This window comes from Methanoculleus sp. (genome assembly GCF_030019085.1).
Lineage (GTDB): Archaea > Halobacteriota > Methanomicrobia > Methanomicrobiales > Methanoculleaceae > Methanoculleus.
The window spans coordinates 59,732-74,180 of the sequence record NZ_JASEFJ010000006.1 but is presented as its reverse complement, the minus strand read 5'-3'; the positions used below and the strand labels follow the sequence as shown (position 1 = coordinate 74,180).

The 14,449-nt window shown below is 58.3% G+C and carries 10 protein-coding genes; 7 read left to right on the top strand and 3 right to left on the bottom strand.

All coding sequences use genetic code 11. From position 1 onward, the window contains the following. Positions 1–468 precede the first annotated feature (468 nt). On the top strand, positions 469–1,161 hold the full coding sequence (locus tag QMC91_RS04650) for a hypothetical protein (RefSeq protein ID WP_300236056.1): 693 nt from the start codon (positions 469–471) through the stop codon (positions 1,159–1,161). A 104-nt stretch (positions 1,162–1,265) separates the two neighbouring features. On the opposite strand, the gene QMC91_RS04645 is transcribed toward QMC91_RS04650, so the two are convergent. Both QMC91_RS04645 and QMC91_RS04640 read right to left on the bottom strand, forming a co-directional pair. Beyond that, positions 1,266–2,027, bottom strand: a complete 762-nt coding sequence (locus QMC91_RS04645) for a winged helix-turn-helix transcriptional regulator (RefSeq protein ID WP_300236053.1) — start codon at positions 2,025–2,027, stop codon at positions 1,266–1,268. Positions 2,028–2,122: 95 nt separating this feature from the next. Beyond that, entirely contained in the window at positions 2,123–2,557 is a 435-nt protein-coding gene (locus QMC91_RS04640; protein ID WP_300236050.1) for a pre-peptidase C-terminal domain-containing protein, read from the bottom strand. Positions 2,558–3,007: 450 nt separating this feature from the next. On the opposite strand from QMC91_RS04640, the gene QMC91_RS04635 reads away from it, so the two are divergent. Further along, positions 3,008–3,133 carry a hypothetical protein gene (locus tag QMC91_RS04635; protein ID WP_261597805.1) on the top strand — a complete coding sequence of 42 codons (126 nt, stop codon included), beginning with the start codon at positions 3,008–3,010 and terminating at the stop codon, positions 3,131–3,133. 6 nt (positions 3,134–3,139) lie between these two features. Here the strand turns inward: QMC91_RS04635 and QMC91_RS04630 are convergent, their stop codons facing one another. Next, a complete protein-coding gene (locus tag QMC91_RS04630) occupies positions 3,140–5,521 on the bottom strand; it encodes an Orn/Lys/Arg decarboxylase N-terminal domain-containing protein (RefSeq protein WP_300236045.1) in 2,382 nt (793 codons plus the stop codon). A 434-nt stretch (positions 5,522–5,955) separates the two neighbouring features. On the opposite strand from QMC91_RS04630, the gene QMC91_RS04625 reads away from it, so the two are divergent. The 5 genes from QMC91_RS04625 to malQ are packed head-to-tail and all read left to right on the top strand — an operon-like array spanning position 5,956 to position 14,396. After that, positions 5,956–7,404: an alpha-amylase gene (locus tag QMC91_RS04625; protein ID WP_300236043.1), complete on the top strand. Its 1,449-nt coding sequence runs from the start codon at positions 5,956–5,958 to the stop codon at positions 7,402–7,404. Then, positions 7,386–8,558 (top strand): glycosyltransferase family 4 protein, encoded by a 1,173-nt coding sequence (locus QMC91_RS04620; protein ID WP_300236040.1) that lies wholly within the window; start codon positions 7,386–7,388, stop codon positions 8,556–8,558. The genes QMC91_RS04625 and QMC91_RS04620 overlap by 19 nt, the downstream gene beginning before the upstream one ends. Beyond that, on the top strand, positions 8,555–10,495 hold the full coding sequence (gene glgB / locus QMC91_RS04615) for a 1,4-alpha-glucan branching protein GlgB (RefSeq protein ID WP_300236037.1): 1,941 nt from the start codon (positions 8,555–8,557) through the stop codon (positions 10,493–10,495). The genes QMC91_RS04620 and glgB overlap by 4 nt, the downstream gene beginning before the upstream one ends. Positions 10,496–10,500: 5 nt before the next feature. Continuing rightward, positions 10,501–12,903 carry a DUF3536 domain-containing protein gene (locus tag QMC91_RS04610; RefSeq protein WP_300236035.1) on the top strand — a complete coding sequence of 801 codons (2,403 nt, stop codon included), beginning with the start codon at positions 10,501–10,503 and terminating at the stop codon, positions 12,901–12,903. Beyond that, positions 12,900–14,396, top strand: a complete 1,497-nt coding sequence (gene malQ, locus QMC91_RS04605; protein WP_300236032.1) for a 4-alpha-glucanotransferase — start codon at positions 12,900–12,902, stop codon at positions 14,394–14,396. The genes QMC91_RS04610 and malQ overlap by 4 nt, the downstream gene beginning before the upstream one ends. Positions 14,397–14,449: the final 53 nt, after the last annotated feature.

Here is a 14,449-nt window from a genome sequence, read left to right as displayed (position 1 = left end):
CCGGAGGCAAAAGAGGCACACGTTTAAGTACGCAGAACGCGTACGCTCCCTTTGCCTCTGGGCATGCGGGGCGCGTCATCCGGTCGTCAACCAGGGATGGGCAGCCCCACACCTTTTGCGGACGCCGCTCTGAAGCATTCACACAATGACATGAGTAGCGATCTATTTAGAAATTCTGTCCAATTCATTTACACGTCGGCAGGTTTTTGCCGAAAGTGAACGGAGAGAACCCTCCCCGGAAGACGAGGACACAGGAGAGAACCCATTCTCACGGTGATATATGCCGTACAGGACGCAGCAGCCTCCGACTGCCGCACTTGCGCGCGCCCTGCACCCGAAGTGCCGGGTTCTGCCAACGAGCAGGCAGGTCTGCCGGCCGATTGCATAAACCATATCAGCCATGAGCGACAGTACCTTCAACCCGTACAAAAACCCGTCGAAATCAGAACGCTCCTATCCGGAGGTCCCATGAAAAAGAGCCAGATTGTCATCTGGAGCATCCTCATCGCTCTCGTCCTCGTGCACTATTTCTACATGCCCGAGCAGCCCGAGATCACCAAAGGAGAGATGCATATCTCTTTTGACTCCCGGGAGTGCCGACCCGACCTGGTTGACCTCTGGAATACGCTTGTACAGGAGCAGGCGTTTTCGAACGAGTCGGCCGTGCTCATCCAGCTGAACCAGTATATCGACAAAGACGGAACAGTGCAGTTCACCGAACTCCACTGGATCGGCTACGTAGACGGGGAGGAGCACGCGTACGAGGTATATGTCCACCAGAGCGGCAACGTATATTATAACGACCAGATATTTGACTTCCCCATGCAGGGGGTACATCCCCTCGCCATATTACGCGAGGCCGACAGGATCGAGTTTGACGATCTCACTCACGGAGAATACAATATAACGCTCACGACGTTCAAACACGACGGTCCAATGACCTACAACAAAACCAACGGCGACCTGTATGTCTTCGTGGACGGATCGCTCCGTCCCCTGAAGGAGGCCACGTTCTCTTCTGAAGTCTCCCGGCATGTGATCGAGATCTTCCCGGAGATCGGGCAGTCGGGCGGAATTACGACCGCAGAGAGCATACCGGATCGCATCATCATCTTCCCCGAGCAGGAGATCGCCCGGGCCGACTCTGTCGTCTATGCATGACGTGCAGGCGGCGCCCGGAAACTCTAAACGTATCCTCGATAAGCCGCGAGATGATCCGGGAAAAGGGGCAAACGGTGCAGTTATAGAGAACTATCGAACGGCAATCAGATACCGGTGCCGGACACCCGCTCCCCGGCGATGGCGGGCTTCCCCGATCCGTGGGCTTGTACACACTCTTTCGCATCGGCACAGATGTAGTAGTGTACGAACCGTCCTTTCTTCTCGTCTCTGACAATACCGTCCCGGAGCAGCGGTTTCATATGCCAGGTGACGTTCGCGCCCGACATTATGAGCCGGGACGCGATCTCTTTTCTCGTGCTTCCTGGATGTTGCAAAATGATATTGAGTATCCGACTCTTTGACTGCTCGTTGAGATATCTCGCCACCTTTCGTTCCAGACCGGGACAGGCGCCCGTGTCGACGTAATATCTCATGCCTCTGCAGTTCGGCTCGGGGACGACCATTCCCATCCTGCACAGCATCTCTACGTGGTAGCGGAGGGTTCCGATATTCATCCCGAGCAACCGGGAGAGAGAACTTGCATTGATTCCCGGATTATCGCGTATGCATAGGTACACTGCATTCCGGGTTTCGTTCTCAAGGACGTTATTGCGCAGGACTCTCTTATGGCCGAAATGTAACCATGCGAGCAGCGAGAATACAAGCTGCATCGGGACAAAGAGCACCGGAACGAATATGGATACGAGCCCGAGAATAACAATATCCAGGGGGATATTCCAGACGTACACCGGAATCAGATCCAACGGCACCTTCTCCGGATATGCGTCCTGAACAGCAGTAGCACATGCGGCAGATGGCAGCAGTGCGAGGCAGAAGATGACCAGAGCGATTCCAGTAATCCGCATCCCCGTGACCATGGCTTTACATAAAACCGGTATCAATAAAATGATTTGGTTTGGTAGGAGTTCATCTTTATTGAAAGCAAGTGAGCGGTAATCATTTAAGTATAAGCATTGCAATTCAGAGCATACGGAATAGTTCCTGTCACACTCTCGCCATACACTTTAATTCTCCAGTTACCTGATGCAGGGATGCTTATATCTACGCGGGTCCGTCCATCTAAACGTCCATCAGAATTGTCATGGTACGAACCGTATAGGCTCCCATCTGATCTGTAGATCTCCAATCTCAAGGAGTGATCCGGGGTAAACCAGTTTAAGTCGACCTTCAGTAAGGACATACCGGCTGGTACATTGAATAGATGGGTATCAGTCTCTCCCTGCGTGATTGTAAAATATTCACAGATTCCATACTCGTCCGGCTGCGAGAGAAGTCCCGCGACTCCGTCATTTTCGTTTCCGATACCTGCAGCTGAAACCACCGGCACTATGAAGGCGACAACGGCCAGAAGTCCTATAATACGGCTGATCTTCATCAGAACCCACCGATGAGACATCGGAAGATCTCCGTATAAAAATTCTGTCCAATTTCTTTACACGTTTTATATACGCAAGCAGTACGTCGATCTCGGCGCGTGAGAGATCACCCGAGCGTCTCCGAAATAGCACGCAGGATCACGGGCATTCCGCCGGGAATCGCCCATTCCGCACTCTTCTGAAGGACAAGCGCAGTGCGGGAAAGGTGTTGCGCGGAATGTTAAACCTCACCTAAAGGGATTTTTCCGAAAATAACCGTTGAAACAGGAGATTACTCACAACGGAACTGAGGCTCTTTTTCCAACAAAATCCAGACGTGTAACTGATTTGCTTATGGTAGCATCCCGCTCGGCATCTATATCGTCTATCAGATCCGCTGCCAACTTGCCAGGAAGTGGGCCGACGCATGCGAAGAATGGTTCGATCTCGTCGATTTGGTCTTCTACGGCGTGACGCTCCTTGCGGCCCTGAACGTCCGACTCTTCGCGTCGAACGGGGCGTTCGCCTTCTCCAACCCCGCCCTCTGTGCCAGAAGCACTTTCGCCTCGCTCGCCCGGGGCAGCGTGCGGGATTGACCGGTGTCACTCCGCAACACAGTAGACGTAGTAGACCCTCTGCCCGTCCTCCATCACGACGTCCACCCCGTGCACCTCGCTCTCGAACCCCGGAAACCGGGTATCGAACTCCTGCAGTATGCCAAGATAATCCACAATCGCCCGTGTCTCCGGGCCGCACCGTTCCCCGGGCATAATGACAGGGATCCCTGGCGGGTAGGGGACAACCATCACCGCCACGGTTCGCCCCTCGAGTGAGGAGACCGGCACCTGCGTCACCTCTCCACGCACAAGGCGAAGGTAGGCCTCTGCCGGGGTCATCACCTGTTCCGGAAGCCTCGAATAGACGTTCCGCACAACCTCAGTGATCGACTCAGACCGGAGGAACTCGTGCATCTCCCCGCAGATCTCTGCAAGTCCGAGCCCCCCATACCTCGCCGGATACCGACGCACCAGGTCAGGGAAGACCTCCTCAAGCGGGCTGTTGCCGTCGTAGAGCGCCTTGAACCGGAAGAGTTCCGCAAGCAGCGTCCCTGATTTGCCCTTCGTTATACCCAGAGTGAAGAGGACGAGGAACGAGTAATACCCCGTCTTCTCGACAACAATCCCACTTTCTCGCAGGTATTTCGTAACGATGGCAGCCGGTATCCCCCGTTCCTCCATTCCCCCGCCAACCCCTACCCCCGGGGTGAGGATGGTCACCTTGACGGGGTCGAGCATCGCGTATCTCTCCTCGATCCCGTCAAAACCGTGCCAGGCCTCATCGGGGTTTAAGAGCCAGCAGCCCGCATCCTCCTGGAGGAGATGATCGTTTGTCTCCGTCTCCTGACCCATGATGCAGTCGGGTTGCCAGACCGTGAACCACCAGTACTTCTCATCCGGGAGAGGGTTCATCCGGATCTCTTCGGCCACCGCCACCATCTTCTTCCGGAAGACTATGGCCTCTTCAAGCGCTTCCTCGACCAGGAACTTCCCCGAGTGTCCGGACATCATCTTTGTGGCAACGTCCAGAGATGCGATGATCGTGTACTGGGGAGATGTAGAGGTGAACATCATGAACGCCTCATTGAAACGGGCGTGATCAACAGCGCCCCGACCCTGCCGGACGTGGAGCATCGAACCCTGAGAGAAGGCAGCCAGAACCTTGTGGGTCGACTGGGTGGCAAAAACCGTCGGATCGGCCGGATCCGTGCTGCGGCGCATCCCGAATCTGCCGGCGTAGAGGGGATGGAATCGGGCATATGCCGACCATGCCTCGTCGAAGTGGAGGTACGCGACCACGTCCCGCAGACGCTCCTCTATCCAGCCGGTGCTATAACAGATCCCATCGTAGGTGGAGTTTGTGATCGTGGCCAGTCGAACCGGCTGCGATGCAGGACCCTCAACGAGAGGGCATCTTCTTATCTTCTCAGCGATGACCTCCGGCCGAAACTCGCTGCTCCGGATGGGACCGATGATACCGTAGTCGTTCCGGGCTGGTATGAGGTAGACGGGGATGGCACCGGTCATGATGATCGCGTGCATAACGGAGGCATGACAGTTCCGGTCCACCAGAACGAGATCGCCCGGGGTGACGGTGCCGAGCCAGACGATCTTGTTTGCTGCCGACGTGCCGCCGGTGACGAAGTACGTCCGGTCGGCCCCGAAGACCTCCGCAGCCTTCCGCTCTGCCTCCCCAACAACACCGGAGTGCTCCAGGAGCGACCCCAGTTCCGGCACCGAGACAGAGAGGTCTGCCCGGAGGGTGTTCTCCCCGAAGAATTTGTAGAAGATCCTGCCTGCCGCGTTCTTCAGGAATGCAACACCACCCATGTGGCCCGGGGTATGCCAGGAGTAACGGTAATCCTCAACATAGTCCATCAACCCCCGGAAGAACGGCGGGAGGACGTCGGAGAGGTAGTTCTTTGCCGCACGTTTGACGTGCCCGGCGATGAACGCAGGGGTATCCTCAAGTTTCCAGATGTAGCCATCGATCCGGGATATGACGCTGAGGGGGATGGCGGAGATCGCCAGTTTCTCTGTGTTCAAGAATATAGGGACCTTCGGGTTACGCTCCCTTATGAGAGTGATCAGGTCTGCAGCTGTGAGCATGCCATCGGCAGGCTCGGGGGTCAGGTCCCAGTCGATGATGACACAGCATACATGGGGGTGCGAGAGGATTGCATGAACCCCATCGCGGGCGGTCAACGCCTCGATGACTGGAAAATCCTCTTCTTTCAGTTCTTTTACTATCTCCCGTGAAGCCCTCCCTTCCGCGGTGTCCGAGTGCAGTTCGTCATCGATGAATAGAACGGGAAACTCCTCCAGGTAATCCATGCGGTAACACTCCCTGGAAGAGTGATCGGGAGAGAGTGTTATAGAACCTTTGGCTCTGGCCTGCGGCATGACCGGAACCGTCGGCTGTGCCATGGCTTGATGAAACTCTCCGGGGACGGGTGCAGGGGAAGTTTGAGTGGGACACTACTCCGGGGGCGAGGCTGAACACTGAATGAGAGTCTCCAGATGAGATGCGAGAGACAGGAGGAGGATGTTCTTCGTCAGTTGCCAATTAGACACGCAGGAATCTCATCTGCACCGCCTGTCACGGCTTTCCAGGGACAATCACCACTCGCCGACGCTGATTTGACCATCCCTCCGCACAATACCGGGAAAAAAAACCTCCAATAACCAAAGTAGCGGCGTCTCACTACAGGGTAGGCAGAGAGATCGCACTCCACCCCCCCGCCACCCGATCACCGCCGCAGACCCCGCCCGGCCTCTCTCTCCCTTCTGCCACCCCCAAAGGGACACGATGACAGATCGACTCGAAGACATTTATATACGGAAAAGGCCATCTATCTCCAATGAAAGGCGAGGGGCAAACTCCACCAGCAGTCTGTCCCGGGTTTGATATCCACTATCCCTGCTATCTAAACCCGGGGTTTCGACCGGATATGGCAAAGAGGTTAAAAGATGTAAAGGAAAGTTATTTTGACCCATACCTGAAGGAAGACCTGGGTATCGTTATCGACCGCTCATTCCGACCGGCAACGGAGATCCTGATCGACACCCTTGATGAGGGGTTCGCATGCGCTCTCAGCATCTCCGGCGTCGTAGTGGAACTCCTGGAAGCGTGGTACCCCGACATGCTCGACCTCCTCTCCCGTGCGGCCACGCACCGGAACGTCGAACTCCTTGCAGAGACCTACTACCACAGCGTTGCCGGCCAGTTCAGGGATCTCGGAGAGTTCGAGACCGAAGTCCTGATGCACCGCGACCTGATGAAGGATTACTTCTCAGCGGTGCCGACCACCTTCGCGCATACTGACTACTCCATCACCCCGTCCACCGCGGAGGTACTCAGTGATAACGGGATCAAGGCAGCCATCATCGAGGGCGACAGCGGCCCCGCTCTAGATAGCGACCCAAACCACGTCTATACCTACAACGGTCTCCCGGTCATCATAACCCACTGCAATCTTGCCGACGATATCGCAGTCAGGTTCCCCTGGCGCGACTGGGACAGGTGGCCGCTCACGGCCGACCGCTACGCGGAGTGGATTTCAATCTCTCCGGGCGAGTGCATCACGCTCTACCTGGATTACCGCGTATTCGGCGACACCATCGGGGCCGAGACAGGTATCCTTGAGTTCCTGCATGCTCTCCCCGCAGCCCTGGCCGCAAAAGGGGTTGAGAGCACACACCCCTCAGATGCCATCGCCAGGTTCCCTTCGCACGGCGATATCGGGGAGACGGCCCCGCCAGAGAACCAACAGCGAACCATCCTCCAGCAGGCCGCCCTTCAGGCGCTCGAGGAAGCTGGAAACCTTGTTGCCGACAAAAAGGTCTGGCGCCGCCTCCTTGACACCGAAAACCTGCGCAGGATGGCGATGCGATCGACCTCCTGTGGAAAAACATCTTATCCCACCAGCCAGCAGGCCGCCCACGACCATTTCATCACCTTCATGCGAGTCCTCTCAGACCTGGAGGAACGGTCAGCTCCCGCCAGCCGCTCACCACGGGCAGTCCTCTCACTCCGCTGCGTCTCGCCAGAGAAAGCTTTCCACTTCTCGTCGCACGAGCGGCCAATCGGCTACGCCGCCCACAGCCTGCAGGAATTCGTAAACATCCTCGAGTTCGCCCCCGACGACGTAGTCAACTACCACCTTGAGCGCGGGGATTTCACACGCTGGATCGAACTCGTCATCGGCGATACAACCCTCGCAAAGAATATCTCGGGCATCACCGACCGCAACGAACTCCGGTCAACGATCCAGAAGAGGATAGACAGTCTATGGAAACGTATAAGATAGCATTCTTCTGCTGGGAGACTCTCCACTCCAGGTTCAAGGTTGGTGGGCTTGCACCGGCGGCAACCCACCTTGCCGAACACCTGGCGGCAAGGGGGCACGACGTCCACTTCTTCACACGCGGAGATCAGGAAGATACAACCATCAAAGGTGTCCGCTACCATTACTGCCTGCCCTATGGCGATAACATCGTCGATTACTGCAGGACTATGAGCAACATGCTTCTCGACGCCTTCCGTGCTCACGACACGCCACCGTTTGACATCCTCCACTTCCACGACTGGCACATGGTCGAGGCGATGCACGTCCTGCGCGACCGTAACACCATTCTCTCCTACCACTCCACCGAGTACGGCAGGAACGGCGGAAACTTCGGCGGTTGGTGGGAGTTCAGGGAGATATCGAGCAAGGAATGGTATGGTGGCTACATCGCAAAAGCGGTCACAACGGTCTCGAATTCTACAAAGACAGAGGTGATGTGGCTGTATGGCGTCCCCGAATGGAAAGTCACCGTCATCCCGAACGGGATCGACCCCGACGCCTACCGCATCCAGGTCGAGCCTGGCGAGGTGAAGAAACGTTACGGCATACATCCCCTTGCACCCGTCGTCCTCTTTGTCGGCCGCCTCACCTACCAGAAAGGCCCGGACCTCCTGGTTCAGGCCATACCCGCGATCCTTGCCAGACGCTGGGATGTCCAGTTCCTCTTCGCAGGTACCGGGGATATGCGCGACACTCTGGAGAAGATGGCGGCCGGTCTTCCGGTGCAGTTCCTGGGTTACGTCTCCGACGAGGAGCACCTCCAGCTACTGAACGCCTCCGACCTGGTAGCCATACCAAGCAGAAACGAGCCTTTTGGACTCGTCCTGACAGAAGCCTGGAGCGCGGAGCGTTGCGTCGTTGCGACAGACGTCGGCGGACTCGCCGAGAACATCGAGAACTTCAAGGACGGGATCAAGGTCCCCGTCCGTCCGGAATCGATAGCCTGGGGAATCTGTCTCCTCGTCAACGACCCCGCCCACATGCAGAAACTCGGGCGGGCGGGGCGGCGGAAGGTGATGGAGCGGTTCAGGTGGAGCGTCGTCACCGACCGGATGCTTGAGGTATACCGGAAGGTAATTGCTGCGGGCCGCGACGCCGGCGTCAGGGAGGGATGAAGAGCGTGCAACAGAGGTTGCCCGATATAACAAAGACGGGGAGTCTCATAACCGATTACGATGTCTACCTCTTCAGGCAGGGGACGCACACACGCCTTTACGAAAAACTGGGGTCGCACATCGCCGTCTCCAACGGCGTTAAAGGAACATTCTTTGCGGTCTGGGCGCCAAACGCCGAGGAGGTCTCGGTCATAGGCGACTTCAACGGCTGGATGGCCGGGAAAAACCCGCTCAAGGCGCGGGGCGACGGGTCCGGCATCTGGGAGGGGTTTGTCCCGGATCTCGGTCACGGGGATCTCTACAAGTATTACGTCAGGAGTCGCTACAACAACTACTCGGTGGAGAAAGGCGACCCCTTCGCCCGCTACTGGGAGGTTCCGCCGAAGACCGCGTCCATAATCTGGGACCTCTCCTACTCATGGCACGATCGGGCTTGGATGCGGCGCCGGGAAGAGTATAACAACCCCACCGCTCCGATCTCCATCTACGAGGTCCACGCCGGATCGTGGCGATTGCCGCATGATGGAGGAAAACGGTGTATGAGTTATCAGGAACTCGCTGTAGAACTCGCAAGTTACCTCCTCGATACAGGATTTACGCATATCGAGTTCCTCCCGATCATGGAGCACCCGCTCTACGCCTCCTGGGGTTACCAGACGCTAGGCTACTTCGCCCCGACGAGCAGGTATGGTACCCCGCAGGACTTCATGCATCTCGTCGACCACCTCCACAAGCGCGGGATCGGGGTGATCCTGGACTGGGTGCCGTCCCATTTTCCTTCAGATGGATACGGTCTCTCCTACTTTGATGGCACCCACCTTTATGAGTATGAGCACCCGGGCCAGCGCTACCACCCGGAGTGGAAGAGTTACGTCTTTAACCTGGGGCGAAACGAGGTTCGATCGTTTCTTATCAGCAGCGCCGTCTTCTGGCTCGATCGCTACCACGCTGACGGTCTCAGAGTGGACGCGGTCTCCTCGATGCTCTACCTTGACTACGCCCGTGGTCCAGGCGAGTGGACGCCAAACATCCACGGTGGGCATGAGAACCTGGATGCAATAGGATTCCTCCGGAAGTTGAACGGTACCGTCCATGCAAATTACCCAGATACGCTCGCCATAGCCGAAGAAGCGACCGCCTGGGCAGGGGTGACCGCGCCAGGCGCTACGGGCGGGTTAGGGTTTGACCTGAAATGGAACATGGGCTGGATGCATGACACACTCGACTACTTCGCGCTCGACCCGATCTATCGGAAGTACCGGCACGACCTCCTGACGTTCAGCATATGCTACGCCTTCTCCGAGCGCTACATCCTTCCCCTCTCGCATGACGAGGTCGTCCACGAGAAGAGCGCGCTCATAGGAAAGATGCCAGGCGATGAGTGGCAGAAAAGGGCGAACCTCCGTCTCCTCTTCGGGTATATGTTCACACACCCCGGGAAGAAACTCCTCTTCATGGGCGGGGAGTTTGGGCAGTGGTCAGAGTGGAACCACGAGAAGGGGCTTGAGTGGCACCTCCTCCAGTATGCCCCGCATCAGGGTATCCTCCGCTGGGTCACCGACCTAAACCGTCTGTACCGCCGCAAAACCGCCCTCCACGAGTGTGATACCGAGTCTTCTGGGTTTGAGTGGGTGGACTTCTCAGATGCTGAGAAGAGCATCATAAGTTTCCTGCGGCGAGGGCGGTCTGTCGATGATATCGTCCTTGTCGCCTGCAACTTCACCCCGGTACCCCGCTACGGTTACCGGATAGGCGTGCCGTTCGGCGGGTTCTGGCGAGAAGTGCTCAACAGCGATGCGGTAGAGTACGGGGGCAGTGGTGTAGGGAACCTTGGTGGGGTGGAAGCGGAACAGGTTCCGGCGCACGGACGGGCGTGGTCTCTCCCGCTCACGCTGCCCCCTCTTGCGGTGGTAATCTTCACCCCCGAGGGGGTGTAAACCGGATGGAGGAGCGTGCCGTCTGCATCCACGGCCACTTCTACCAGCCATCGCGGGAGAACCCCTGGCTCGGGGAGGTCGGCATGCAGCGCTCCGCCGCCCCTTACCACGACTGGAACGAGCGGGTGACCGCAGAGTGTTACGCCCCGAACACCGCCGCACGCATCCTGAATGCCGACGGACTGATCGAAGAGATCGTAAATACCTACGCGCGGATAAGTTTCACGGCCGCACCGACGTTGTTATCCTGGCTTGCCCGCCACCGCCAGGAGGTCTACGAGGCGATCCTTGCGGCCGATCGCGAAAGCCAGGAACGACATGCCGGCCATGGGTCGGCGATCGCCTGTTGCTACAACCACGTCATCATGCCGCTTACAACCCGGCGTGATAAGCGGACACAGGTCGTCTGGGGAGTTCGCGATTTTGTGGAACGGTTCGGCCGGAGACCTGAGGGCATGTGGCTCCCCGAGACCGCGGTCGATCTTGAGACGCTCGACCTGATGGCGGAGGCCGGGATCCGCTTCACCATCCTCGCCCCACATCAGGCGGCGAGGGTGCGGGAGATCGGGACGGCGACCTGGACAGAGGTAACTGATGATAACGTGGATACAACCATGCCCTATCTCTGCCGCCTCCCCTCAGGCCGGAGGATCTCGGTCTTCTTCTACAACGCCGGGATCTCACAGGAAGTCGCGTTCGGCGACCTCCTCTCGAGCGGGGAGCGGTTTGCCGAAAGGCTGGTCGAGGCGTTCTCAGCCGGAGGGGGACGCTCAGAACTTGTTCACATCGCAACCGATGGGGAGACTTACGGTCACCACCACAAATTCGGGGATATGGCGCTCGCCTACTGCCTCCGGTCGCTCGAGTCGCACCAGAACGTAAACCTAACGGTCTACGGCGCCTACCTGGCTTCCCACCCCCCCACGCATGAGGTCATCGTCCGGGAGGAGACGTCCTGGAGTTGCCCCCACGGCATAGAACGCTGGCGCAGGGATTGCGGTTGCAACAGCGGCGCGCACCCCACGTGGTCGCAGGCGTGGCGCGGGCCTCTCCGGGAGGCGATCGTCATGGTCAGGGACACCATCGCACCCAGGTCAGATGAAGCCCTCACCGGGATTCTCGACGACCCCGTGGCGGCCCGGGACGACGCCATCAGCCTCGTCCTGGATAACTGGTCGGATGAGGGCGTTGAGGCGTTCATCTCCAGGCACGCTGCCGGTAACCTCTCTGCGGAAGAGCGACAACATCTCCTGGCGCTCCTTGAGATGGAGCGGCAGGCGCTCCTTATGCAGACGAGTTGTGGCTGGTTCTTCGATGATATCGCTGAACCCGGAAGTGTTCAGGTTATACGCCACGCAAAACGGGCAATCGATCTTGCCCGGCAGGCTCTCGGACTCGACCTTGAACCGGCGTTCGTCGAGATCCTCCGCCGGGCCGCGAGTAACAATCCCCGACACACAACCGGTGCCGAGGTCTACGCAACCCGTGTACGCCCGCGGGTTTTCGATCCGCCCCGTATCGCGGTCGGGGTTGCCCTCTACGCCCTCTTCGGTCTGGATCATCCCGCAACCACCTCCGGGATGTATGCTATCCAGGAGGAGTGGCCCTATCGCCTGAACGCCAGTGATCGGCGGCGTATCATGGGGAGGGTTCACCTGCGGTCCCGCGCTACGGGGGAGGCGGGTATCTATGACACGGCCGCGCTATTTGACGGGCTCGACCGCCTCATCCTCGGGGTGAACGATCCTTGCGACTATGAGGCAATACGGGAGGCACTCGCTGGCCCGGAACCGGCCTGGACGATACCGGCAGGTTTCAGCCGGATCTATACCTCAGCAGACCTCTCCGACGAGGAGAGGTGGGCGATCGCTAATGATATGACACCCACGATCGAAGAGGCGGTCTGCGGCGTCTACCTGGACGAATCGACCCTGATCCGGACGCTCAAAGAACTGGGGATCCCGTTACCAGGGGCCGCAGTTCACCTCCTTGCGCATGCCCGAAGCAGGTACCTCGCCGCGATCTTTGATGAAGGGTGCCAGGACCCGGACCGATTTATGGCGGTCGCAAAGGATCTGGAGACCCTGAACGCTGCACCCGACATACCCTATCTGGCAGCGGTGGCGGGGAGGAGGATTGAGGAGTCTATCCGGGCGGCGGCGGCCAGACCGGATGATCCCGCGCCGCTCGAGGAGATCCCGCGTATCGTAGGTTGTGCGAGGTTGCTTGCACTGCCACTCGACCTCTGGGAGAGCCAGAACATCTGTATCGGGCTACGCAGACACCACACAGAGATGTGCGAGCGTGCCGGACGTGGCAATGCCGGTGCAAAACGGTGGGTGGAGGCTTACAGGAGGGCGGCGGTATGCCTGGGTGTGTGTGTTGTCTGCGGGGTGAGAGAGGAATGAACCGGCGAGGGAGCGGAGTTCTGCTCCATATAACGTCTCTTCCCTCAGCATATGGGATCGGCGACCTGGGTCATGCGGCGCAGCGGTTTCTGGAGATCCTCGCCGATTCCGGGCAGCGCTACTGGCAGATCCTCCCCCTGAACCCGACGTTCCCGGCGTTCGGCAACTCACCCTACCAGAGCAACTCGGCGTTTGCCGGAAACACCTGGCTCATCAGCCCGGAACAGATGGTTGCAGACGGTTTTCTCGACGCCGCAGAGATCGCAGAACCGCCATCGTTCCCCGTGGACAGGGTCGACTACCCGCGGATGATCGGCTACAAGAACACGCTCTTTGACCTAGGTTTTGAACGTTTCATGGAACAGGGCAGCGACCCCCGTTACGAGGAGTTTGTGGCTGAGAACGCCCCCTGGCTCGATGATTATGCCCTATTTGTGGCCTTGAAAGAACATTTTGGCGGACGGGCATGGGGCGACTGGCCGGTTGCCGTCAGGGACAGGGAGCGGGAGACGCTGCGGAACTACGCAACGGAACTTGCCGACCGGATCTTGCGTGAGAAGTTCCTCCAGTACGTCTTTGACAGACAGTGGAAGAGATTCAAAGAACTCTCTCGTGCCCTCCGGATCCAGGTCGTCGGGGACATCCCGTTCTATATCACATACGACAGCGCCGATACCTGGTCAAACCCGGAACTCTTCAAACTCGATGAGCAGAAGAGGCCGACCGTCGTCGCGGGCGTCCCACCGGATCTCTTCAGTGAGACCGGACAGCTCTGGGGAAACCCCGTTTACCGATGGGAAACGCACAGAGAACAGCGGTTTTCGTGGTGGGAGAGCCGGATCGAGCGTGCGCTATCTCTTGTCGACATGCTGCGACTCGATCACTTCCGGGGGTTCGTCCAGTACTGGGAGGTCCCGGCCGGTGATGCTACCGCGCAGAACGGTCGCTGGGTCGATGCACCCGGCCGCGAACTACTGACGCACCTTGCCCGGGGGAGGGCGTGCCTCCCGATCATCGCCGAGGACCTCGGTTACATAACCCCCGATGTCCACGCGATGATGGCAATGTTCGGGTTTCCCGGGATGAGGGTCCTGCTCTTTGGGTTTGAAGGCGAGATCGCAGAGAACCTCAACGCCCCCCACAACATCGGCCAGAACTGTGTCGCCTACACGGGAACACACGACAACAACACCGTCCGGGGATGGTTTGAACATGAGACCACCGACTACCAGAAAGACCTTCTCTTCCGCTACATAGGAAGGGCAGTGAGCGCCGATCAGGTGCCAGGTGTTTTCGTCCGCCTCGCAATGCTCTCACCTGCAGAGACCGCTATAATCCCGATGCAGGACATACTGGGTCTCGGGCAAGAGGCACGGATGAACCGGCCGGCCACGACAAAAGGAAACTGGGAATGGCGGCTCCGCCCGGATCAGATGAGGGATGGGGTCATGCAGGAATTTGCCGGGATGACAGAGATCTATGGGAGGAGGTGAAAAGACCGTAAATGACTAAATAATTTTGATATCATCTGGATATGGAGAGATAT